General features: G+C 63.0%; 25 protein-coding genes. 19 read left to right on the forward strand and 6 right to left on the reverse strand.

Annotated features, from left to right (window positions below):
* Window positions 1-327: 327 nt before the first annotated feature.
* Genes ABC347_RS10230 through ABC347_RS10290 form a run of 13 tightly spaced genes read left to right on the forward strand, consistent with a single transcriptional unit; the run spans window position 328 to window position 11,479 of the window.
* Complete coding sequence (locus ABC347_RS10230) at window positions 328-1,869, forward strand: methyl-accepting chemotaxis protein (protein WP_413245626.1); 1,542 nt, start codon at window positions 328-330, stop codon at window positions 1,867-1,869.
* Window positions 1,870-1,893: 24 nt separating this feature from the next.
* Window positions 1,894-2,172, forward strand: a complete 279-nt coding sequence (locus ABC347_RS10235) for an STAS domain-containing protein (RefSeq protein WP_413245627.1) — start codon at window positions 1,894-1,896, stop codon at window positions 2,170-2,172.
* 1 nt (window position 2,173) lies between these two features.
* Complete coding sequence (locus ABC347_RS10240) at window positions 2,174-4,264, forward strand: chemotaxis protein CheA (RefSeq protein ID WP_413245628.1); 2,091 nt, start codon at window positions 2,174-2,176, stop codon at window positions 4,262-4,264.
* The gene (locus tag ABC347_RS10245; RefSeq protein ID WP_413245629.1) at window positions 4,261-5,115 is read left to right on the forward strand and encodes a CheR family methyltransferase; all 855 of its coding nucleotides are present in this window, start codon (window positions 4,261-4,263) and stop codon (window positions 5,113-5,115) included. Before ABC347_RS10240 ends, ABC347_RS10245 begins: the two co-directional genes overlap by 4 nt.
* Window positions 5,112-6,134, forward strand: coding sequence for a protein-glutamate methylesterase/protein-glutamine glutaminase (locus ABC347_RS10250; RefSeq protein WP_413245630.1), 1,023 nt, complete (start codon window positions 5,112-5,114; stop codon window positions 6,132-6,134). The genes ABC347_RS10245 and ABC347_RS10250 overlap by 4 nt, the downstream gene beginning before the upstream one ends.
* Entirely contained in the window at window positions 6,128-6,676 is a 549-nt protein-coding gene (locus ABC347_RS10255; RefSeq protein WP_413245631.1) for a chemotaxis protein CheD, read from the forward strand. The genes ABC347_RS10250 and ABC347_RS10255 overlap by 7 nt, the downstream gene beginning before the upstream one ends.
* Window positions 6,677-6,692: 16 nt before the next feature.
* On the forward strand, window positions 6,693-7,058 hold the full coding sequence (locus ABC347_RS10260; protein WP_413245632.1) for a response regulator: 366 nt from the start codon (window positions 6,693-6,695) through the stop codon (window positions 7,056-7,058).
* A gap of 13 nt (window positions 7,059-7,071) precedes the next feature.
* Window positions 7,072-7,518, forward strand: a complete 447-nt coding sequence (locus ABC347_RS10265; protein WP_413245633.1) for a chemotaxis protein CheW — start codon at window positions 7,072-7,074, stop codon at window positions 7,516-7,518.
* A 25-nt stretch (window positions 7,519-7,543) separates the two neighbouring features.
* Window positions 7,544-8,584 carry a chemotaxis protein CheB gene (locus tag ABC347_RS10270; RefSeq protein ID WP_413245634.1) on the forward strand — a complete coding sequence of 347 codons (1,041 nt, stop codon included), beginning with the start codon at window positions 7,544-7,546 and terminating at the stop codon, window positions 8,582-8,584.
* The gene (locus ABC347_RS10275) at window positions 8,584-8,853 is read left to right on the forward strand and encodes a hypothetical protein (protein WP_413245635.1); all 270 of its coding nucleotides are present in this window, start codon (window positions 8,584-8,586) and stop codon (window positions 8,851-8,853) included. The genes ABC347_RS10270 and ABC347_RS10275 overlap by 1 nt, the downstream gene beginning before the upstream one ends.
* A 13-nt stretch (window positions 8,854-8,866) precedes the next feature.
* On the forward strand, window positions 8,867-9,274 hold the full coding sequence (locus tag ABC347_RS10280) for a response regulator (protein WP_413245636.1): 408 nt from the start codon (window positions 8,867-8,869) through the stop codon (window positions 9,272-9,274).
* Between the two features lie 17 nt (window positions 9,275-9,291).
* The gene (locus ABC347_RS10285; RefSeq protein WP_413245637.1) at window positions 9,292-10,836 is read left to right on the forward strand and encodes a hypothetical protein; all 1,545 of its coding nucleotides are present in this window, start codon (window positions 9,292-9,294) and stop codon (window positions 10,834-10,836) included.
* Window positions 10,802-11,479: a response regulator transcription factor gene (locus ABC347_RS10290; protein ID WP_413245638.1), complete on the forward strand. Its 678-nt coding sequence runs from the start codon at window positions 10,802-10,804 to the stop codon at window positions 11,477-11,479. The genes ABC347_RS10285 and ABC347_RS10290 overlap by 35 nt, the downstream gene beginning before the upstream one ends.
* Here ABC347_RS10290 and ABC347_RS10295 read toward each other — a convergent pair.
* The gene (locus tag ABC347_RS10295) at window positions 11,442-13,280 is read right to left on the reverse strand and encodes a putative bifunctional diguanylate cyclase/phosphodiesterase (RefSeq protein ID WP_413245639.1); all 1,839 of its coding nucleotides are present in this window, start codon (window positions 13,278-13,280) and stop codon (window positions 11,442-11,444) included. The two genes, ABC347_RS10290 and ABC347_RS10295, sit on opposite strands and share 38 nt — an antisense overlap.
* A gap of 148 nt (window positions 13,281-13,428) precedes the next feature.
* Here ABC347_RS10295 and ABC347_RS10300 point away from each other — a divergent pair, with 148 nt between their 5' ends.
* The gene (locus ABC347_RS10300; RefSeq protein ID WP_413245640.1) at window positions 13,429-13,926 is read left to right on the forward strand and encodes a PilZ domain-containing protein; all 498 of its coding nucleotides are present in this window, start codon (window positions 13,429-13,431) and stop codon (window positions 13,924-13,926) included.
* A gap of 104 nt (window positions 13,927-14,030) precedes the next feature.
* On the opposite strand, the gene ABC347_RS10305 is transcribed toward ABC347_RS10300, so the two are convergent.
* Complete coding sequence (locus ABC347_RS10305; protein ID WP_413245641.1) at window positions 14,031-14,438, reverse strand: hypothetical protein; 408 nt, start codon at window positions 14,436-14,438, stop codon at window positions 14,031-14,033.
* 196 nt (window positions 14,439-14,634) lie between these two features.
* Between ABC347_RS10305 and ABC347_RS10310 the strand changes: the two genes are divergently transcribed.
* From ABC347_RS10310 to ABC347_RS10325, 4 genes are all read left to right on the forward strand, one after another.
* On the forward strand, window positions 14,635-14,850 hold the full coding sequence (locus ABC347_RS10310) for a hypothetical protein (protein WP_413245642.1): 216 nt from the start codon (window positions 14,635-14,637) through the stop codon (window positions 14,848-14,850).
* A gap of 127 nt (window positions 14,851-14,977) precedes the next feature.
* Window positions 14,978-15,610, forward strand: coding sequence for a Dabb family protein (locus ABC347_RS10315; RefSeq protein WP_413245643.1), 633 nt, complete (start codon window positions 14,978-14,980; stop codon window positions 15,608-15,610).
* A gap of 63 nt (window positions 15,611-15,673) precedes the next feature.
* On the forward strand, window positions 15,674-15,976 hold the full coding sequence (locus tag ABC347_RS10320; RefSeq protein ID WP_413245644.1) for a putative quinol monooxygenase: 303 nt from the start codon (window positions 15,674-15,676) through the stop codon (window positions 15,974-15,976).
* A 34-nt stretch (window positions 15,977-16,010) separates the two neighbouring features.
* Window positions 16,011-17,057 carry an NADP-dependent oxidoreductase gene (locus ABC347_RS10325; protein WP_413245645.1) on the forward strand — a complete coding sequence of 349 codons (1,047 nt, stop codon included), beginning with the start codon at window positions 16,011-16,013 and terminating at the stop codon, window positions 17,055-17,057.
* A 40-nt stretch (window positions 17,058-17,097) separates the two neighbouring features.
* On the opposite strand, the gene ABC347_RS10330 is transcribed toward ABC347_RS10325, so the two are convergent.
* Window positions 17,098-17,397 carry a hypothetical protein gene (locus ABC347_RS10330; protein WP_413245646.1) on the reverse strand — a complete coding sequence of 100 codons (300 nt, stop codon included), beginning with the start codon at window positions 17,395-17,397 and terminating at the stop codon, window positions 17,098-17,100.
* A 118-nt stretch (window positions 17,398-17,515) separates the two neighbouring features.
* Here ABC347_RS10330 and ABC347_RS10335 point away from each other — a divergent pair, with 118 nt between their 5' ends.
* A complete protein-coding gene (locus tag ABC347_RS10335; RefSeq protein WP_413245647.1) occupies window positions 17,516-18,637 on the forward strand; it encodes a glycosyltransferase in 1,122 nt (373 codons plus the stop codon).
* On the opposite strand, the gene ABC347_RS10340 is transcribed toward ABC347_RS10335, so the two are convergent.
* The 3 genes from ABC347_RS10340 to ABC347_RS10350 are packed head-to-tail and all read right to left on the reverse strand — an operon-like array spanning window position 18,574 to window position 22,648.
* Window positions 18,574-19,482 carry a galactosyltransferase-related protein gene (locus ABC347_RS10340; RefSeq protein ID WP_413245648.1) on the reverse strand — a complete coding sequence of 303 codons (909 nt, stop codon included), beginning with the start codon at window positions 19,480-19,482 and terminating at the stop codon, window positions 18,574-18,576. The genes ABC347_RS10335 and ABC347_RS10340 overlap by 64 nt on opposite strands.
* Window positions 19,479-20,624 carry a glycosyltransferase gene (locus ABC347_RS10345; protein ID WP_413245649.1) on the reverse strand — a complete coding sequence of 382 codons (1,146 nt, stop codon included), beginning with the start codon at window positions 20,622-20,624 and terminating at the stop codon, window positions 19,479-19,481. Before ABC347_RS10345 ends, ABC347_RS10340 begins: the two co-directional genes overlap by 4 nt.
* Window positions 20,621-22,648 (reverse strand): HAD-IIB family hydrolase, encoded by a 2,028-nt coding sequence (locus tag ABC347_RS10350; RefSeq protein ID WP_413245650.1) that lies wholly within the window; start codon window positions 22,646-22,648, stop codon window positions 20,621-20,623. The genes ABC347_RS10345 and ABC347_RS10350 overlap by 4 nt, the downstream gene beginning before the upstream one ends.
* Window positions 22,649-23,063 lie beyond the last annotated feature (415 nt).

Raw genomic sequence — 23,063 nt, forward strand, 5'->3', positions numbered from 1 at the left:
GTGTCGACCTTCAGGGCCCAGTTCATCGGCAGCTTTTATTCCGCCCCTGTCGCGTTGACGGTGAGCGGTGATGGGGAGTTGTGCTGACGCCATTCTGCAGGACGCCGGCTCGATATCTGCGCGAAGCGTAGCTCGCTGAACCTAAGCAAATGGCACAGGCCCTGGCTGGCGATCCGCATACAGACCGCAGAATGTTCGAGATTGTAGAGGTAGCGGTTCGTCGAAGGCAATAATGGGGTCAGAATAGACACCCGTAAATCTACGATGATTCACCATTTGCTTACCCGAAAAGCAGTCTGTGAGCTCACGTCAATGCGGAGAGCTTCCATGGATACGCGTTCTGATAACGGCAATCGCCTCAGGTTTTTTGGAATCGACAAGGGCGATTACGACAGCTTTCCCGCGATCCTGAAGTCTTTCCAGAAGCACGCGCCGGGCGCGCTCAGCAAATTCTTCGACAAGATCGCGGTCACTCCCGAGTGCGCCAAATTCTTTCCGTCAAGACAGATCATGGATCACGCGCGTGAAAAGCAACTCAATCATTGGACGCAGCTATTCTCCCATGAAATCAGCGATACCTATTTCGCCAAGGCCGAGCAGATTGGCAATGTTCACGCACGCATAGGCCTTGCTCCCACATGGTATATCGGCGGCTACGCCATCGTTCTTGAAGAAGTCATTCAGGAAATGATCGACAGAACCGGGATTGGCCGCCTGATCGGCTCACGTCTTGGCCGGATGATTTCCACGCTGGTAAAATGTGCGTTTCTGGACATGGACATCGCCCTCTCGAGCTATTTTCGCGCCGAGGAAGGGCAGCGGCTGGCCGTGATCGCGCGGGTCGGCGAAGCTCTGGAAGGACTCGCAAAGGGAGATTTTACCGTAACTCTTGAAGGACTTCCAGAAAGCTTCGCAAAGGTTGAGCAGGATTTTGAGTTTATGCGCAGCCGGATCAGCGAGACTTTGCTGCAGGTGTCTCAGACCGCTGAGAGCATCAACACTGGCTCTATCGAAATCAGCCAGGCGTCGGACGACCTGTCGACCCGCACCGAGCAGCAGGCAGCTTCGCTTGAGCAGACCGCAGCCGCGATGGACCAGTTGACAGGAGGCGTCCGCGAAACGGCCGATGGGGCAGCGCATGTTAATCGGTCGGTCGGCGAAGCGCATCAGGATGCGACCCAGGGCGGCGCGGTCGTCAAGGAGGCGGTCGTGGCGATGGACGACATTCAGCGCTCGGCGCAGGAGATCGCCCAAATCATCAATGTGATTGATGGCATTGCCTTCCAGACCAACCTCCTTGCGTTGAACGCTGGCGTAGAGGCGGCGCGCGCTGGGGATGCGGGCAAGGGATTTGCCGTGGTCGCAAACGAGGTCCGCGCCTTGGCTCAGCGCTCTGCGGACGCAGCCAAGCATATCAAGGAGCTTATCGGCGAAAGTTCGAAGCAGGTTGGGCGCGGAGTGGAGCTGGTTGGTCAGTCCGGTGAGGCTTTGGACCGCATCGTCGCCAAGGTGGCCGAGATCGCAAAGCTTGCCGGCAACATCTCTGGCCTGGCTGCCGCACAGTCGAACAGTCTTCAGCAAGTTAATGCCGCGGTGGGCGAGATGGACAAGATGACGCAGCAGAATGCGGCAATGGTCGAACAGTCGACCGCGGCGGCCCGTAGCCTAGCCGGTGAGGCCGATCAGCTGACGGAGCTAGTCTCGCGTTTCAAGCTGGGCGATGCGCCCGGCGAGATCGTTGCGTCGATCCATCCGGCGGCGGTCCAGGCGGCGCGGAAACGCGCTCCGCGCACCGCCCCGCGAATGGCGACGCGTGGCAACCTGGCGATCGCCTTGAGGCCTGGTGCCGAGGATTGGTCGGAATTCTGATCAGCCGTTCGGAGGTGTCGCGACATGCGCCAGATAACTCTGCTCGCGAATTTGGATCGCGAAGGTGTGCGCCTGATGGCCAGCGAGCTCCGCGATCTGATCGATCGTGGCGATCCGATCATGCTGGATGCCAGCAAGGTCGAACGTGTCGGGCTGCCAGCAATCCAGCTGCTTTTAAGCGCGATGCGCAATGCTGCCATGGGCGAACCGGATGTGCGGCTCGTTGCAGCGTCTGATGAACTCCGGCAGGCGGCCTCGCTGGCAGGCGTCGACGGGCTGCTCGGCCTGACCGAGAATTGCTGACATGAGCCCCGACGATATCCAAACCATCTTCCTGCAGGAATGCGAGGAGGGACTGGTCAGCGCGGAGACCGGGCTGCTGGCAGTCAAATCCGGCGACTTCGATCATGAGACGATCAATACGATCTTTCGAGCCGTCCACTCGATCAAGGGAGGCGCAGGGGCGTTTGGCTTTGGCGCGCTCCAGTCCTTCACCCATCACTTCGAGACTCTGCTGGACAAGGTGCGGGATCGCGAATTGCCAGTCACCCCATCGCTGGTCGAAGTCCTGATCGCGGCTTTCGATGTCCTGGCCGACCATGTTGCGGCGATCCGCGGCGATGCCAAGCAGCCTGAAGACGCTGCGATGCTCCAGACGCTAGCTGATGCCCTGAAGGCATCCGCAGCGATCGCGGACGGCGCGTCGGTCCCGGAAGGCTCGGCCGACCTACCCGATCTGTCGTTCGATCTTGCGGCGCTGATGGCAGATATGGCAGCAACCGAGGGCGGCGCAGATCTGAAGGCAGACTGGAAAGTCGTCTTCACGCCCACCTCGGCTGACCTGCTCCACGGTGGCGAGCCATTGCTGCTCATCCGAGAGCTGCTTGCACTTGGCGGGCGCATCGTGGCGGTCGACATGAAGTGCATTCCGTCGCTCGATGCCTTCGATTGCGAAGCCACCTATCTCGGCTGGACGTTACGCTTGCCTGCAAGCGTTCCCGAAGCCGCGATTGTTGAGATCTTCGACTTCGTGGCCAAGCCGTCGAGCGTGTCGATCATTCGAGCCATTGATGATGCTGACTGGCACGCACAGCCGGAGCACAAGCCTGCTACACCGGTCACCAGCCCGGTTGCCGAGCCCGACCAGGGCCCCCTTACCCTTCCCGATCGTGCGCCGGCGCAGGGGCCGGGCGCTGACCGCGGCCGTCAGTCTTCAGGCGCAATGATTCGGGTGGACCTCGAAAAGCTCGATCGGCTGGTCGATCTGGTGGGCGAACTGGTCATCACCCAATCGATGCTGTCGCAGCGGCTGTCGTTCCAGGGACTGGCAGCACTGGATGAGCTCGGCGATCTCGACCAGCTCACCCGCGAGCTTCAGGACAGCGCGATGGCTATCCGCGCGCAACCGGTCAAATCGGTCTTCAGCCGAGTGCCACGGATCATCAGAGAACTTGAAGCATCGACCGGCAAGCGCGTTTCCCTTCAAGTCGAAGGTGAAGCGACCGAACTGGACAAGACAGTGATCGAGCGCATCGGTGAGCCACTAACCCACCTCGTGCGGAACTGCGTGGATCACGGAATTGAAGCCCCATCTACGCGCATAGCTCAAGGCAAGCCAGCTGAGGGGCTGCTACGTCTGACCGCCGAGCATAAGGGCAGCCGTATCGTGATCTCGGTAGGCGACGACGGCGCAGGAATTGATCGAGACCGTGTGCTTTCGCTGGCTATCGAGCGCGGCATTATTCCTGCCGATGCGAAGCTGAGTGACGAAGAGATCGACCAGCTGATCTTCGCACCAGGGTTTTCGACGGCCAAGCAAGTTTCCAATATCTCCGGTCGCGGTGTCGGAATGGATGTCGTTCGCCAGAATGTTCAGGCCCTCGGCGGCCGCATCACGATCCAGTCGACACCGGGCAAAGGCTCCACATTTGCACTGGCGTTGCCGCTAACCCTCGCCATCGTCGATGGTATGATCGTATCGGTCGGCGAACAGACCTACATCATCCCCCTGACGCATGTCATCGAAAGCCTGCGGCCTGCCAAAGGTGCGGTGCAGACCACCGGTTTCGGCAATCGCATCCTGAATGTTCGCGGCTCTTTCGTTCCCGTGCTTAGCGTCGGAACGCAACTCGGCATCGAGGGAGCGATCGAGGAACCGTCGGAAGCGGTGCTGATCGTCGTAGAAACCGAGAATGCGGGCACCGCAATCTTAATGGTCGATGCAATCATCGATCAGCGCCAGGTCGTCATCAAAAGCCTGGAAACACATTATCAGCAGGTGGATGGCGTCGCTGGCGCCACGATCCTCGGCGATGGTCGGGTTGCGCTGATCTTGGATGTGGAAGGCATGGTCGGCCTGCTTCCCGGCGGTCAGCAGCGGCTCCGTGCGGTATGATTGCTTCCACACCCTCCCTGAGCGATGATCGCGAGCTTTCCGCTGCCGACTTCGCGGTGGTGGCGCGGATCGCGCACGCGCATGCTGGGATCGTGCTCCACGAGGGCAAGCGGATGCTGGTCTCGTCGCGGCTGGCCAAGCTGGTCCGCCAGCATGATTGTGCAAATCTGCGCGACTATGTTCAGCTCATCAGCCGCGATGCCGCAGCACGTGTTCGAGCCATCGAGGCACTGACCACCAACCATACCAAGTTCTTCCGCGAAGATCACCATTTTGCCCATGTCGAGAAGATGTTGCGCCCGGCCATCAGTGCGCGGCTGCAAGCCGGCGATCGAGCGCGCCTTTGGTCTGCGGGGTCTTCTTCGGGAGAAGAGGTCTACTCACTTGCGATGACGCTGTTGGGCACTGATCCCGCAGCCGGGCAACGAATGGCGGCGGGCAATCTGGCCCTGTTGGCAACGGATATCAACGCGCAGATGATTGCGGTTGGAAAGACGGGCCAATACTCGGTGGATGACGCCGGCACTATTCCGCCGTCCTATGCACGGCTTTGGATCGATACTGATGGTGCTCGGGTAACGATGCGGTCCGAACTGCGCAGGCTCGTGCGGTTCCGCCAGCTTAACTTGATGCTCGAATGGCCGATGACTGGCCAGTTCGATGCAATCTTCTGCCGAAACACGATGATCTATTTCGACGCTCCGACTAATGAGCGCCTGCAATGCCGACTGGCTCATCAGCTGAAGCCCGGCGGCTATCTTTACATCGGTCACTCGGAACGGCTGCTCGGCAATGCCGCGAGCCTGCTGCGGCCGGTCGGCCAAACCATTTTTAGGAAGGTGGGGACATGAGGATACGCGCGCTCGTCGTCGACGACTCTCCTACCATGCGCGGGCTAGTCGCCGCGCTCCTCGCGCGCGATCCCGAGATCGAAGTCGTCGGCACCGCGGCGGCGCCCGCCGAAGCGCGCGCAATGATCCGCGACCTCGATCCCGACGTTGTCACGCTGGACATTGAGATGCCCGGAATGGACGGATTGTCCTTTCTCGAAAAGATCATGCGACTGCGCCCGACGCCTGTCGTCATGGTGTCCTCCCAAACCAAGCGCGGTGCCGATGCGACCGTGCGCGCGCTGGAGCTTGGCGCAATCGATTGCTACGCCAAGCCAGTCGGAGGGCTCGGCTCTCTGATGGAGAACGACGCCGGCGAGTTGGCAGTAAAGGTCAGGCAAGCCGCAGCATGCCGTGATCGCGTGCGCCGTCATCATCTTGGTCGTCGCGCCGCAGATGGCTATGCCTGGAACGGGCGTGTCGCCTGCCTCGCGGCGTCGACGGGCGGCGTCGAGGCGCTCGGCACCCTTCTGCAGGACTTCCCCGTTGACTGCCCGCCTACGGTGATCGTGCAGCATATGCCAGCCGGCTTTACGCGCATGTTTGCGACACGGCTCGATAGCCGGCTCGCGGCGAGGGTGATGGAAGCCGAGGATGGTCTGCCAATCGAGCAGGGCCATGTCTACATCGCGCCCGGCGGCGCACGCCATCTGACACTGAGCGGCCGTGAGCGGCTGACTTGCAGGCTGGTCGACGCCGCCCCTCTGTCGGGACATCGGCCTGCGGCAGATGCCCTCTTTCAGTCGCTCAACGGCTGGCCGCCTGACAAAATCGTGGGCGTCGTGCTGACCGGCATGGGCGAGGACGGCGCGGCCGGCCTAGCTGAGCTCCGCCGGCGTGGTGCATCAACGATTGGGCAGGATGAAGCGACATCGCTCATCTACGGCATGCCGCGCGCCGCGGCTGAGCGCGGCGCCTTGACTGAAGTGCTTCCGCTCAATCGGATCGCGGCGCGTATCCTGGAGTTGTGCCGATGCTGATCGCGACACACGAGCGCCCGGTCGACCGTCGCCACAACGTGCTGCAGGGCGAATATGAGGTTTCGCGTGATCCGCAGGTCACCCTGACCACCGTCCTCGGCAGTTGCATCGCATGCTGCCTGTTCGATCCTGTCAGCGGGATCGGCGGCATGAACCACTTCCTGCTCCCCATGCCGCCCGAACATGGGCGCGGACTGGCCGACGAGACGAAGCGCTACGGCCTCTATGCGATGGAAATTCTGGTTAATGCGATGCTGAAGCGCGGTGCCACACGGCCCACGATGCGGGCCCATTTGTATGGCGGCGCCAATTTGCATGCGGGCATGCGCGCGATCGGGACGGACAATGCGAATTTCGCCCGGGGGTTCCTGCGCGCGGACGCGATCATGCTCGTCAAGGAAGTGACCGGGGGCACGCTTGCGAGGCGCCTCGATCTGCAACCAGCGACCGGCAGAGTGCGGTGCCGTCAAATCGCGGCCGGCTTTTCAGAGCCCGCCCGGGCACCGGTGCCGGCATTGTCCGGTGAAGTGGAGCTGTTTTGATGTGGGGTAGACAGGAATGAACAAACAGATCCTGGCTGTCGACGACAGCCTGAGCATGCGGATGCTGCTGCGAGCATCCTTGTCGAGCACAGGCTATGCCGTCGCTGAAGCCGAAGACGGCTTGGCCGCTCTCGAATGGCTCGAGAATAACGTCGCCAATCTCGTGATCACCGATATCAACATGCCGCGCCTCGACGGGTTCGGGCTGATCGGTGAGCTGCGCGCCCGCGACCGGTTTCGCGATCTGCCAATCCTGGTGCTGACGACCGAGAGCTCGGAGGAGAAAAAGGCGCGCGCGCGTGCTGCCGGCGCCACTGGGTGGATCGTCAAGCCATTCGACCCCGACAAGCTCGCAGCCGCCGTTCGGCGCGTCAGCCGATGAAGGAGACCAACAGATGACCCGCCAACTCATCACCTTCCAGATTGCTGACAAGCTGCTCGGCGTGGACATCATGGCGATCCGAGAGATCCGCGCGTGGACACCAACGACGACAATTCCTCATGCGCCATCGTTCGTGCGTGGTGTCGTGAATTTGCGCGGCACAGTCTTGCCGGTCATCGATCTCTCCGAACGGCTGGGCTGGGGCGCCACAGACCCGACCGGTCGGCACGTGATCATCGTGCTCCAGATCGAAGCTCAGTTGCACGGGCTGATCGTGGATTCGGTCAACGACATTGTCACAATCGAAGAGGCGGAGATGCAGCCGCCACCCGAGCTGTGTCATGGTAGCACGGGGAATTTCCTCGAAGGACTAATCGCGGTCGAGGATCGCATGGCGATGGTCCTCCATCTGCGCTGCATGGCAGTCGGATCGTTTGCAATGATGGCCGAGGCGGCCTGACCGGAACAGCTTGAGGAACAATAGCATGACCCCCATCCGTGTCCTGATCGTCGACGACTCGATCACCATGCGCGCCCTCTTCACGACCGTGTTGGAGGAAGCTCCCGGAATCACCGTGGTCGATTGCGCGGCAAACGCTGCGGAGGCCCGCACGCTGATCGACAGGCTCAAGCCCGATGTCGTGACACTCGACGTAGAGATGCCGGGCACCAGCGGGCTCGAACTCTTGCGCGAGATCATGACACGGGCACCGTTACCGGTGATCATGCTGTCGACACTCACGCAGAAAGGAGCAGCCGCAACCTTGGAGGCTCTCGAGCTGGGCGCTTACGATTGCTTCGCCAAGCCCAAGGCGGCGACGATGGAGGAATTCCGTCGTGTCGGACCTAAGCTCGCCAAGATCGTCAAGGCGGCGGCGAATGGGAAGGTGGCGCAAACCAAAGCGGGCGGAGGAGAGCCGTTTGTGACGTGCTGCGACAATGCAGATCAGCGGGTGATCGCTCTGATCGGCAATACCGGCGCGGTCGAAATGATCGGAAGCCTCATCAGCCGCTTTCCGATCGATTGCCCCCCCACCATCGTGCACCTCGGCGATGCCCAGAATGTTGCCGAGGCGTTGGTCGACAAACTGGACAAGAGCGCTCGCCCCACGGTGCGCCTGGCATCCGATGGGCAGCGGCTCGAACCTGGCAATGTCTATCTGGTAGCCGACGCGACGCGCCATGCCGTCGTCGATCGCTGGCCGGCGGCTTCTATACGCATGGTGCCGGGCGATCCCATCGCCGGCCATCGCCCGTCCGCCAACCTGCTGCTCCAATCGCTGGCGAAAACCGCGGCTGGGGCGGTATCCGCCGGACTGCTCAGCGGCTTGGGCGACGATGGCGTGGCCGCCCTCGGCACGCTGCGCGGAATCGGCGCCCACACTCTGGCAGTGCAGCCCGAACTCGCCAAGGCACGCGAGCTTCCCGAGCTGGCCATCGCAATGGCGGGCGCAACGCCGGTTGACTTGGACACCCTTGGGCGAATGCTGCTTGCGCCGGTGGCCACGCAGATGCTTGCAGCATAATGACTGCGTCGTCGCTATCGGCCGCTCTCCGGCTCAAGATCGCCGACGAGCTGGAGTTGGCGCGCGAGGAGATCGAGCGGCTCGGAGCCATCCTGTGCAGTGATGCGCGCTTGGTCACTGCGCATATGGTCGCCCTGCAGGCACTGGACATGCTTGGCCAGCAGCAACTGGCCCTGGCCAAAATTCTGCGCTCAGATGATCCGCGAGCTGCAATCGCAAACACGCCGCTTGAAACACTGCGAAGCCGTCTCGAACGGTCGCTCGATTAGCGTTTAATTAACCATGTCGGTGCAACGAAACGAGGCTATGCCAGGTTCAATTCTGATCATTGAGGACGATCGCGCCTTACGCGACGAACTGGTCGAATTGGCCGGCGCACTTGGGGCTGCCGTGATCGGTGTAGCAAATGGCGATGACGCCCGCCGTGCATGCGAACAGATGCCTTTTTCGCTGATCCTATGTGATTACAAGCTTCAGGCCGAAACCGGTTTGGAGGTGCTGAAGACGCTACGCCTCAGACATCAGAGTGCGCCGCCGCCAATAATATACCTGATGACAGGTCATCTCGACCTGACCACGGCCGCACGGCAACAGATTGACGACGCGACGGACGGGCTGCTGATGAAACCTGTTCGCTCGTCCGAGCTACGCAATCTGATTTTGAGTTCAGGGTCACCAGCATCATGCTAAGTGCCTCCATTTCCGAAATGCGTCTGCCGGAGGCCCGTCACGCGGTCATCCCGACGATTGCATTGACCGTAGCATTGGCACTGTCCAGCACGCGGATCGTGGCTGCGCCCGGCTTCGAGTTCTATCTGGGGCCTTTTTTCTATCTTTTGGCCTTTCGCTGGTTCGGCGTTCGCGCGGCTATCCTAACGGCGGTCGTAACGATGGCGCCGTCCCTCTTCTGGTGGGGCCATCCGGTCTCCATCCTACTCGCGATCGGCCATGTTATAGCCGTCGACCATTTCTACCGCCGCGGTCTTAGTCTCGCGACGATCACGTTTTTCTACCAGTCCACCGTCGGGATCGGCGCAGGGTTGGCACTGGTTTACCTACACTTTGACACCCCGATCGAAATCACGCTCGTAGTTATGTTGCGCAAGCTGCTATGCGAAGTGCTGCTAGCGACATTCGCCGATATCGTTCTGCTGTTGATGACTTTCGATCGCAGCGGACGCCGCATGACCCTTATCACGCGGATATCTCTGCAAGGCGCGCTCGACGCGCTCGTTTCAGTCGCTGTCGTCGGCGCGGCGACGATGTTCCTCCTCGGGGAACTTGCACATATCCGCGATCGGCTGTCGTTGCACGAACACGAGATAATCGCTGCGGTGAATTCATCGGATCTTGCCGCGACATCACGGGTTGGGAAACTTCAATCATTGAAACTTCCCGGCATAGGCCTGCACCTGCCTGCAATCGTAGTGCCAACGGCACAGGCTGAGGGCGCCTCGAGGCGTCTCGGCTGCACGCGGATCGATCGCGGCGAAAAGGGGCCTGATGATCGCGATACTTTCACTTACTGGCTGCGCATGTGCCTCGTTACGCCAGTTTCGGCAGAAGCCGTCGCGGTGATTTCGCCGCAGATGCACGTTCGCGCCCTGTTCGGAGATATCATCAGAGGCGTCCTTCCCCTGGTCGCTTATCTCCTGCTAGCTCAGATCGCGATGCTCGCATTCCGTCGGGCAATGCGGCGATCGCTCAACCTGTGGCAGGCTGCGCTCGGCGGGTTCGAGCATCAGATGGAGCTGAGTTCGGCGCATGCGCCCTTTGCCGAAACCGACCGGATTCTCCAGGCATTCATCGCTGCCAACAACGAATATATCGCAGCGGAGCAAGAACGCAGCCGCTTGGCGCGCGCGGTCGAAGAACTGCGCTCGACGATCGAGCTAAAGGTCTTCAGCGATGTTTCTTTTGATCCGCAACGGTGCAGTCTCAGCTTTACAAAAATCAGTCCTGAGCATGGAGCTTATCGCGCGGAGGTGCCCGTGCACAGCGCCGACAAGGCAATGTTCCAATCACTGGGTGCTCAAGATGATGTGATGATCGAGTTCCGGCAGGGTCAGGAGAGCGAGGATAATTGGTATCTACTGCTCGCTCACGAATATGAGCCGGCGACCGGATCGTGGCGCTATGGTTGCATAATACGTCTTCGTGCGGCAAAAGCTTTTCAGAATCACATGCGTCATAATGCGCGATGGCTGCCGCCGTTGCATGAGTGTCAACAGCACTCAGCAAGGGCCAGATGACGCCGTGCGCCACGTCTATGTTGTTGACGATGACGCGACCATTCGAGCGGAGTTGGTGGACGCTCTTTCGCTACGCGGCTTCGCAACCCGCGGCTTTGTGGACGGAGAGGCATTTCTTGCGGAGCAGGATGATCTTGAACCCGGATGCCTCGTTCTGGACCTGAACCTGCCCGGCGTAGGTGGGATTGAGATTCAGGCCGCGTTGTCGCGCGCAGGCAGTCCGCACAAAATCGTGATGCTGACTGGTGCTGGCAGCGTAAGCACTGCCGTCCAGGCGCTCCACGCCGGGGCGATCGATTTCATCGAGAAGCCGTTTCCGATGGAAGGGCTCGCAAAGGCAATTGGCTTCGCTTTGGTTCGCCTGCGGCAAGATCGCCTGGAACTACTGCATCGCCAGGAGGCCGAGCAAAGGGTCGCGCGTCTGACCGAACGCGAGCGCGATGTGCTGGCTGGACTGGTGCTAGGACTGGCCAACAAGATCATCGCTTATCGGCTTGGCCTGTCTCCTCGCACGGTCGAAACTTACCGCGCCAACCTGATGGACAAGCTGGAGGTGAAAAGCTTGTCGGAAGCTATAATCCTCGCGCGCGATTGCGGCTTGGAGCCTAGCCACAGAATCTTGCGGGAACGGTCGAGCGATTGACGACGAAGCCCTGGTTCGTGGCGGCACCGTTGATGAAATCAGTCGCCATATGCTCGGTCAAGGCGGGCGCGACCAGAAATCCCTGGATACTGTCGCAGCCCAGGCGCCGCAGGAGGTCGAGTTGCTCCGGTTGCTCCACACCTTCCGCCACCACCCGCAATCCGAGCCGGTGGGCAAGCGCGATGACGCTTTCCACGATCACCCGGTCCTTGCGGTCGCTGCAGATCGCCTCGATGAAGCTGCGATCGATTTTCACATGGTCGATCGGCAGATGCCTCAGATGAGTCAGCGAAGCGAAGCCTGTGCCGAAATCGTCGAACGCTATGCCGACGCCATGGGCATGCAGGCGATCAATGGACTGGCGCACAGTGTGCGCGCCCCGGTCGAGCAGCATGCCTTCGGTGATCTCAATGCACAGTTGATCGCCGCGGAACCGACCTGTTTCGACAGCATCAACGATTCGATCGACAAAGGATGAGGATCGGAAGTCGCCCAGCGTAGCGTTGATCGAAATCGAACTGAACGGAACACCGGCCTGCCGCCACCGATCTATTTGGTGGATGACCTCAGTCAGCACGAAATTGCCGATGTCTGCGGACGCCCGCTCATCGTCGAACACGGCGCCAAAAGTGCCGGGGGTCGTCACCGAACCATCAGCCCCCCGCCAGCGTAAGAGCGCCTCGAAGGCAGGCGGCTGATCGCCAGCAAGGTTGATGATAGGCTGATATAGCAGAAAGAGATCGTTTGCGATCAGCGCGCGCTGGATCGATGTGCTCAGGCCTGCACGCTGTTCGGCCGCATGGCGCAAGCGCGGCTCGAACAGTCGCGCGCAGCCACGTCCCGCCTGCTTGGCCGCATAGAGGGCCATGTCAGCGCACTTCAACAACTCGTGCTCGTCACTGCCTTGCTGAGGAAAGATGGCCGCTCCGGCACTGGCTTGCACGGCCCAGCCCGCGACCTCTGCCGCTGGGCCGATTCCGATCGCAGTCACTAGCCCTTCAAGCCGGTGCAAGAGCGCATCGACATCACCATCGAAGTTCAGCAGCAGCGCAAATTCGTCACCACCCAGCCGTCCGACCACCTCTCGGTCGTCGACCAACGCCTTCAGGCTTTCGGCGACATTCTGCAAAAGGCGGTCGCCCGCATCATGGCCTTCGCTGTCGTTGACGTCCTTGAAATTGTCGAGATCGAGTATCACCGAAGCAAAGGATCGCTGTTGACGGGTAGCATCTTCAAGGAGTTCCATGAAACGACGACGATTGGCAAGGCCCGTGAGGACATCGATATTGGCAAGCCTCCACAACCGCTGCTCGGCTTCTTTCTGCGGGGTCACGTCAAAGCGAATCGCAGTGTAGCCCGACTTGTCACTGTGAGGAACGATCGTGGTGTCTACCCAGTAGAGGCTACCCGACTTGGCTTTATTGCAGATCACCCCATGCCAGATCGAGCCTTGCGAAATCGTTCTATAAAGGTCGGCAAAGAAAGCGGGCGGATGAATGCCCGAACGGAGGATCCGATGATTCGAACCCACAAGTTCGTGCTCGTCGTAGCCGCTGAGTTCGCAGAACTTCCTGTTGACAGAAGTGATGCGACCCGAGCGATCCGTCACGGCAACTATGGCCGCCACATCGAGCGCCTCCCGATGAAAATCGGCCATGCGCGCGAGCCTGCCCGTTCGGCTTCGTTGCGCGCAACTGCGGTTATCGGCCAAAACGACCTTCAGCCCAAGATCAGTCGAATGGCGACCGGCATCATGGTAAAGGTCTTGCTGGCCTTTTGGCACGACCGTATGAAGCGTCATCACTGTCTCACTGGTTTCAACTCCAAAAGAAACAAACACCATTAGCGAATTACTAAAGGGCGTATTTCTACGGTATCGTGCTTCTACTATAGTGCCAACTTCTGCCTCATGCTCCTAAATCCTCAACATCAATGATTTGAGGTGCAGCGTGAAAAACAGACGGGATAGAGTTACGACACTGATCCCCGCTCGGGTCAGGACCGACAATGGATGGAGCGATGGAATAATTCGCAACATCTCACCGAACGGCGCAATGATCGAGATCGCTAACCCGCCAGGTCGCGGAAGTTACGTGGAACTGAGACGAGCCACATCAGTAATTATTGGCCGCATCATCTGGTCTCATGCGGGACGGTTCGGCATGGTCACGCGGGAAACGATTGACTTGGCTAGCATGCTTGATCCCTCGCGATCTAACGACTCGAATGTTCAGGCCATGGCAGAGAGGCGCATCTTACGACGCAACGAAGGGGCACGCTCGCCCTATGATTTTGCAGCTGCAGGGCGGGCGTTCGAATTCTCCTCTATTCTTGTAGCGGTTGCCCTGAGCTCGATCCTAATATTCAATATCGTCCAAAGCGTGGCTAGCCTCCCAGCGGCGGCAGCAGTCAGCGCGATGCGTGCGAGCCATCCGGGAATTGATTGATCGCCGAGTTGCTTTTCGTAAGCGAGGCATGCCCGATCGGTTTGCCAAGTTGTCACTTGTTGGTCTTTTCTTGTCAGTTTGCATGCATCAAACCGTGGCTATCATTAATGAAGTGAGCGACGACGGTATACTGGTAGTGCGCGTTGGGCGGGTCGATCTGATAGATTTGGAACCGCGCCTTGGAGCGTTCGGCTTCGGTGGGCATCGGCATAGGTCCAGATGTAACTCACCGGCGAGGTGGCCTTCACCGCCAGCACCGGCCCGCCATCACCCTTTCCCCCGAGGTCGGTCGACGGAACGCCATCGAGCCGGGTGACGAGCACGCTGCCCTGTTCGACCGACGCCATCCGCATCGCGCCGCCGCCGGCATCACTGTAGACCAGCGTCTCGGGTGGTTCTGTGGGTGATTTGAGCTTCAGTTTCCAGGTGCCGAACCAGGCATCGGGCGCATGCTGGGCGAGGGCCGGCATGGCCAGCGCAAGGGTGATTGCGGCACCGGCAGATTTGATCATGACGCCCCCTCGCCCGACGAGGGTAGAGCATGAGCGAAACGATCGACGCGGGCAACCGCCGGGAACGGCTCGTTCCGGGACAATGCTGCCGGATCATGAACTTGGTCGGATCGGGCCGGCCGTTCATCGAAGCGACGGTGCGCCCGGGCGCCGCCATGCCCACCGATCGGCGACGAAACGGTGGCAGGGGCCCGCGATGGTGCGCAACATCTTCGATTGCCGCACCGACAAGGCGCGGTGGCAGGCCGTGTCGGCATGGCTGCAGCCCGCGGGCACCACCGCCTATGCCGAGGCGGACGCGCCCCGGTTCATCCCGTCCAGCAAGATCGAAGACAGTCTCGCCGGCGCGTTCCGCTGGGCCGATCGCCAGCCCTTCGTGGCCGATCTCTACATCGAGGATCGCCAGGCCTAGCTGCGTCCTCGGCGCTCACCTGCCGAATTTGTCAGTCACATTGCGGGCCGCGCACCCTATCCTTCCGCCGACAGCGAGACGCATGTGCAGGCGATCCTGCAGCAGGCCAGCCGAAGGGGAGAGACGAATGATCCGCCATGTCGTGATGATCAAGTTCAAGGCCGATGCGCCGCAGGACAAGATCGACACTTTCCTGACCGAGGTGAAGAAGCTGTCGCACCTCAACCGCGAGGTCCGCGATTACAGCCACGGCCTGTGCGTGAAGACGCGCTATCATTCGGGTGATTTCGATTTCGCCAATTGTTGCGACATCGACAGCTATGAAGCGATGGATCGCTACATGTCGCACTGGTCGCACCTGCGGATGACGCCCTATCTGCCCGATATCCTAGAGAACATGATCTCGTTCGACTGGGAGATCGATTATCATGGCCCCGCGTTCGATGAGACGCTGGCCGCCGAGGAAGCGGAGCGCGAGAAGGCGCGCGTGCTGAAGAAGCATGACGATCCGGCCAAGGCCTATGTCCCTGAAATCCGTGGCCAGACCCGCGAGCGCGCGCGCGAGATGTGCGATGCGGTCGGGCTGATACTGTCCACCGACGAGGAGGAGATCATCGGATCGGTCTGGGCGCCCAACCGGATCATGTTCGTGACGCCCGAGGCCGGCACCGAGGTCGACCGCGGCAGCGCGGTGAAGATCGGCATCACCGGCGATTGGCTGACCGGCCCGGCCGTGCCCGACGCCAAGACTGCCTGGTAATCCCACCAGCGCGGCCGCCCGCGCGGTCCCCCACGCAACGATAATCTGACGAGGAACAGCTGAATGATCATCCTGGCCGGCCATATCCGTACCAAGCCCGAACTCGTCGAGGATCTGGCGGCGACGCTGCGGTCGCTGGTGGCAACCACGCTCCAGGAAGATGGCTGCCTGAACTATCATTTCGCGATCGACGATGCCGCGGCCGGTTCGATCCTGGTCTATGAACGCTGGCGCGATCCGCAGGCGCTGGCGGTGCATCTGGCGCAGCCGTCAATCGGCGCGGTGCTGGGCGGCTGGGCCGACAAGATCACGATCGAAGTGCGTCAGTTCGATGCCTCGCGTGAGCGCGACTTCGGCGTCGAATGAACCGCGCAGACCATATCGGCTTGAAGGAACGGCGATGATCAACCGCAGGATCGTGCTTGCTGGGCGGCCGACCGGTGTGCCCGGGCCCGAAACCTTCCGGATGGAGGAAGCCCCGCTTCCCGAACTCGGCGAGGGCCAGGTGCTGATCGAGAACCGCGTGTTCGCGATCGATCCCGCGATCCGCGGCATGCTCGATGACGTGAAAAGCTATATGCCGCCGGTGCAGATCGGCGGGCTGATCCCCGCGATGGTGCTCGGCCGCGTCGTCCAGTCGCGAAACCCGGCGTTCCGCGAAGGCGATTATGGCCGCGCGTTCATGGGCTGGGAGACGCATTCGATCCTGGATCCGGGATCGGTCGGGTTCGAGAATGTGACCGTGGCCGACGATCTGCCGCTGACCGTCTATATGGGCGCAGTCGGCTGGTCGGGCGTCACCGCCTATGTCGGGTTGAAGCGCTATGGCGAGATGCGCGCGGGCGACGAGGTGTTGATCAGCGCCGCCGCCGGCGCGGTCGGCAGCGTGGCGGGCCAGGTCGCCCGGCTTTCGGGCTGCCGCGTCGTCGGCACTGTCGGCTCGGCGGAAAAGGCCCGGATCGTCACCGAGGAGCTGGGCTTCGACGGCGTCATCGACTATCGCGCCGCGCCGGATCTGGATGCCGAGATCGCACGCCACTTCCCGGAGGGCATCGACCTCTATTTCGACAATGTCGGCGGGGTCACGCTCGATACGGTGCTGCCGCGGATGAAGGCGTTCGGTCGGATCCCGGTCTGCGGCATGATCGCCAACTACAACCACCAGACCGAGCCCTATCCGATCCGCAACCTCTGGCAGGTGCTGGTCAACCGCATCACGATGCGCGGCTTCCTGGCCTATGAAGCCGCGGACATGCTCCACGAGGCGGAAACCGCCCTGGCGGATTGGGTGCGCAGCGGCGATCTGATCGCCACCGAGAATGTCGCCACCGGCCTGGAAGCCACGCCCGATGCCTTCATCCGCCTGATGTCTGGCGACACCACCGGCAAGACGCTGGTGCGGATCGACAACAAGGTCAGCACGCTCGCCGATTGGAAGCGCGCCTAATCGTTAGCGGTCCTCGTGCTATATCCGAGTTGGCGCTCGGCTATCCGCCCGTACCGGTAGCAGCGATCCTGAGATCCTCGTCGTCGCCGGCGTCCGTCTCGAAAGGGGCCTGATCGCGCGCTTCGGCTGCAGCGCGCTGCAGGCGCGCGGCGGTTTCCAGGGCCGCGTCGGGCGTCAGCGTCACTGCGATCCCCGCGGGGCCATCGATCAGCACGCTGCCACCTTCTGCGTTGATGCTGCTGGCTTGGTCGTGGGCGTTAGGGTCTGCCATGATCGATTCCTTCGATCGACAAGCGCGCCGTCCTTGGCCCCGTTCCCACAGCATGATCTCGATCAGCATGATTGCGGACGATACCGCGCGTGCCCCTGAAAAAGGCGACCCTTGATCCCGCGCAGCGACAGCAGCAATCGGCTGTGCGACAGCGGCCCCCGCCTGCCTCTCCCAGCCGAAAGCCCGCATGCCCGATTCCTTCGCGCCTCCGTCAAGCCCGCTGCGAATCGCCGTGATCGCCCATCTGCGCCATCCGATCGCGCCGCCGTTCATGGGCGGCATGGAGGCGCATTGCCATCAACTGGTCCGCGCCTTGGTGAGCCGCGGTCATGATGTCACGCTGTTCGCCAGCGGCGACAGCGATCCCGCCCTGCCCCTCCACGGCATCGTCGCGCGCCATTATGAAGCGGTCCTGCCATGGGCATTGTGGCACGGTACGGCGGAGCTGACCGCGTTTCAGGATGCGGCCTTCGGGCGCGGCTGGGCGGCGGTCCGCTCGGGCGGGTTCGATGTCGTCCACAACAACGCGATGCATCCGGCCCTGCACCACTGGGCGCTGCGCGATGGCCAGCCGATGCTGACCTCGCTGCACGTGCCGCCCTTCGCCGGGCTGGCCGATGCGGTGGCCGCATGCGCCGCGCCCTGGCTGCGGCAGACGACCACATCGCGCAGCCATCTTGCCGGCTGGTGGCCCGCGCCGCCTTCCACCGCCGCGGTGGTCCACAACGGAATCGACGTGGATCGCTGGCGCTTTCGACCCACCGGCAACGGGCGCGCTGTCTGGGCAGGCAGGATCACGCCCAACAAGGGAACCGCGATCGCCGCGCAGGCGGCGCGCACGGCCGGCATCCCGCTCGACATCTATGGCCCGATCGATTGCCAGACCTATTTCGACGATCAGGTCGCACCGCTGCTGGGCGGGGATTGCCGCTATCACGGCCATCTCGGCAGCGATGCGCTGGTCGATGCGATCGGGGCGGCATCGGTGATGCTGGCGACGCCGATGTGGGACGAGCCGTTCGGCCTGGTCGCGGCCGAGGCGATGGCCTGCGGGGTGCCGGTCGCGGCGATCGATCGCGGCGCGATCCGCGAAGTGGCGGGCGATGCCGGCGCGTTCGCGACTGCCGATCCCGATGCGCTGGCGCAGGCGATCCACCGCGCGATCGGCCTGCCGCGGGCCGCCTGTCGCGCCCGGGTGGAACGGCATTTCTCGATTGCGGCGATGGTCGCCGGCTATGAGGCCGGCTATGCCGCCGCGATCGCGGGCCGCGCTTCCAGCAACGCGAGCACGGTCGCGGTGCTGGCATAGGGCTGGTCGGATTGCTGGCGGGTCAGCGCCAGATCGGCGTCGGTCACCGCGCGCAGGCGGACATGCTCTCCGTCCTCCAGCCGCACCAGGCCCATCAGCGTGAAGGCGCGCAGCCAGTGCTCCATCGTGAAATGCCCCCATTTGTCGCGGAAGCGTGCGGCATTGGCGATCACGCTGTCGATGTGATGCACCGGGGGCATATGGTGCGGATGATATTGGTGGTAGACGCGGGCGCCGCGCACCCAGTGCAGCGCGATCCCGGCATCGAACACCATGCGGCCGAAATCGGTATCCTCCCCGCCATAGCCCACATATCGCTCGTCGAACCCGCCGACCGACAGGAAGGTCGATCGCCGCATCGCGAAGTTCAGCGACCAGAAACAGCGATAATCGCTGCAATCGCCGATCCGCCCGTCCGGCGGCCCCGCCCGTTCGCTATGCTTGACCCCGATCCGGGCGAAACGGTCGAAGTCCACTCCCGCCGCGGTAGCGCCGGCCGGCAGGTACAGCACCTCGCCCATCAGCAGCGCGTCCATCTCCTCCAGCAGCCCCGCATAGTCGCCGACCAGCGTCGGCTCGGGGATGCAGTCCACATCGAGGAAGATCAGCGTCTCGCCGGTGGCCGCGGTCGCGGAGGCGTTGCGCGCGGCGGCCAGCGGGATCCCGCCTGCCCCCACCATCAGCTGCCGGATCGGAAAGGCGGTATCGGGCAGGTCATAGGGTTCGGCCTGCATCACCGCGATCACCAGTTCGTCGGGTTGCCGGGCCTGCGCGTTCAGCCCGATCACCAGGTTGCGCAGATGATCGGCGCGTCCGGCCGCAAGCGTACAGATCGATAGGGTCATGCGATTGCGGTCTCGATGGCGTTCGGGGTGACGATCTCGATCGCCGGCACGGCCCAGGCCGCGTCGGCCTGCGCCTCGATCCAGGCGGCGGCATGGTGCGCCGCCTGCGGATCCACCAACGCATGTTGCGCGGTGAGGCCGATTGTCGATGCGCGCGCCCAGGCCTCTGCCCACGCGGCGGCATGGGCGGGCCAGTGATCCAGCATCACCGCCGCGCCGGCCTGATCCAGCATGCGTGCCTTCCACAATTGTTCATCGAAATAGCGCCATTCGGGCACCACGATCCACGGCCGGCCCGCCGCCGCGATCATGTGAACGGTGGTGTTGCCTGCCGAGGACACGATCCGGTCGGCCGCCGCGATGTACAGTTCGGGACAGTCGACCCAGCCAAGATGGCGCAGATTGCCCGGCATGGTCGCGTGCCATTCGCGCTCGACCGCGCCGATCGACAGCCACAGCGCATCCGGCTCGGCGCGCGCGCCCAGCGTCAGCGGCGTGCCGGGGGTACCGGTGCCGCCGCCGCCGGCCACGACCAGCACGATCTCGGCATCCTGCGGCAGGCCCAGCACGGCCCGCGCGGCGCCGCGGCTGGGCATTGCCGCATCGATCCCCACGCCCGGTGCATGATGTGTCTTGGCAGCCATCCAGCCCGGCCGGCCCGGCTGTTCCAGCGCCCGTGCATAGGGCGCCAGGATGCCGATTGCGGACTGATAGGCCGCTGCATGGCCGGGATCGTCGCGCTGGCCATGCTGCAGCACGCTGATGCACGGCACCGATGCGATCCGCGCCAGCAGCGCCAGTTCGGCCGAGACATCGGTGATGAACAGCGCGGGTCGCGCCTGATCGAACCATGCCGCGATCGTCGCGATCGCGTGGGTGATGCTGCCCCATCCCAGCGGCGCGCAGTGCAGCGGATCGGGCGTGCGCGCATTGGCCAGCGCCGGCGCGGCATCGGCCGGCGCTTCGAACAGCGAGGGGATCACTTCGATACGGGCATGCGCCGGCAGCACCGGGAAGATGTCATCGCGCGCGCAGAACAGCGTCACCGGGCGCGATGCGGGCAGCGCGTTCACGATCGCGGCCGCCCGCTCGGCATGGCCGCGCCCCTGGTGATGCACGAAATAGCCGATCGGACGCTTCATGCCGCGTCCTTCAGAGCGAACGCGCGCATCCCTTCGACGACGCCGCCGGCATGCGGCCGTCGTGCCAGATAGATGCTCGGCCGTCCCAGCAGCGGCACCAGTTCCGCACTGTGGTTGGCGACGACGATGCCGTTGCGCACCGTATCGAGCATATCGAGATCGTTGCCGCTGTCGCCTGCGGCATAGACCCGTTCCGCCGCGATCCCCAGCTTGCGTGCCACCCAGTCCATCGCCGCGCCCTTGCCCGCGCGTCGCGGCAGGATATCGAGCAGCCGGCCATGGCTGTGGATTACACGCACCGGCAGATCGGCGACCGCCGCGCGCACCGCCGCGATCGCGACCGGGTCCTCGACGAAATAGCTGCGCTTGTGGCGCCGCTGCTCCACGGGCGGCTGCCGCTCCACGCCCGGGATGGCGGCGACGCCCGCGTCGAACAGGTCGGGATCCCAATCCGCGTCGATCCAGCTTGCGAAGTCCCGATCGGCCTGGAGCCGCGAACCGTGCCGCCAATAGATCTCGCTGCCGACCGACGTGATCATCACGCGCGGATCGGGCTGGCCCCATTCGCGCAGCAACCGTTCGGCTTCCTGCAGCGATCGCCCGGTCGCCACCCCGAAGGCGAGATCGGGCTGCGCGGCCAGGAAGGTCGCCATCTGGCCCGCCCCCGCCAGGCAGCCGGTCAACGTATTGTCGATATCGCAGAGCAGCAGCCGGCCCGGCGCAGGCGCAACGGTGGGCGCGGCGAGCAGCCCGTTCACGATCGCCATGAAGCGCGCGGCATAGCCATGCCAATCCAGCGCCCTGCTGCGCTGCCGCCCCGCCTCGGCCGCCCGTGCCCATTCATGCGCATTCGTCAGCAGCGCGCGGATCGCGTCGGCAAACTCGGCCGGCTTGCGTGGATCGGCGATGCGGCCATGGCCGAGCGTCGCGACGATATCCGCAGGCCCGCCATGGCACGTCGCCACAACCGGCAGGCCATGGATGGCCGCTTCGGTCAGCGTCAGGCCATAGGGTTCGGTCAGCGCGGGGTTCACGAACACGCCGCGGCTGTCATGCGCCAGGCGGTAGAGTGCCGCGATGTCGGCCTGGCTATGCCGCTTCGGCAAGGCGAGGCTGCCGTACAGATCATGCGCATCCAGGCCGGCCAGCAGCGATGCGATCACGGCCCGCTGCTCGTCCTCGCCGCAATCGGGCCCGTCGCGCAGGCCCGCTACGATCACCAGGTTCGCCCGCGCGCGCAAGTCCGCATCGCGGCCGTAGAGATCGATCAGGCCGGCGAGATTCTTCTTCGCCACCGGCCGTGCGATCGCCAGGATGATCGGCTTGGCCGGGTCGCGCAGGAACGGCGCGATCAACGCCTGTGCCCGCGCGACATCGGCCGGCGCATCATCGCCGATCGCGGCTCCGGGGGGCAGGCAGTGGATCCGCGCCGGGCAGGCCGATGGATATAGCATCAGCTGCCGCTCCGCCTCGTCGCGCGATGATGCGATGATCAGGTCGGCCGCGCCGATCGCGCGATCTTCCTCGGCGATCCGACGGTCCAGGCCTTCGGTCGCGACGCCATGTTCGGCCTTGTCGATGCCCAGCGAATGCGCGGTGTAGACGAACGGGATGCCAAGCCGCGCGCGCACCAGCCGGGCGACCTCGGCCGCATCGGCGAAATGGGCATGGATGATGTCGGGCAGACGATCCTGCGCGGCCAGATGCGCGATCAGCGCGTCCGCAAACGCCGGCCGGTCCGCGGCATTGGCCTCCTTGGTCAGGTAGGCGCGGTTTCCTGTGGCGATCCGGCGTACCGCCAGCTTTGCCGACAGCGGCTCGAACGGCACCGCATAGGCCGGTCCCAGTGTCGCATCCTCGATCAACCGCGTCACGATCTCGACCCGGTCGACATCGCCTCGCGCGGCCAGCGCCTGCGCGGCGCCGAGCGCGTAGGTGATATGTCCGCCGGTGTCCCCGGTAAGCCCGAATTCGACGGGAGGACCCTTGAGGCAACCGCCGAGCGCGATCGAGAGGACATACACCAGAGGCGGCTCCTTGGCAGGAAGGCGGCGATCCGGTCCGATCCCCTTCCGCAGCAACGTACCGCAACAATCGGGGTTGCGCCGCGCACGCCGGAATCTGGCTGATTTCGATTAGTATTATACCATATATGTTGTCTTTCGACGGAAGACCAAGTTCTGCTGCAGCCACGCTGAAGTTTCGACAGTATCACCAGTCATAGTCTTGGTTGATTGAAACAGTTTACATAGCGATATGATGGCGCCAGCTTGAATATCGACGTGTTCTTTCAAGACCAGAGATCGCTCAGATGCTTTAACTGATCGAGGATACAGGCGCGTAAGCAGTACGTTCACCGCCTGATCTGGAGAAGATCCCGAGACGTCGGGCCAGCCGACACCCATTCAAGCCGCTGCCCGATCCGGCCGTGCGTCGCGA

This window comes from Sphingomonas canaveralia (assembly GCF_047238125.1).
GTDB lineage: Bacteria > Pseudomonadota > Alphaproteobacteria > Sphingomonadales > Sphingomonadaceae > JBDFMH01.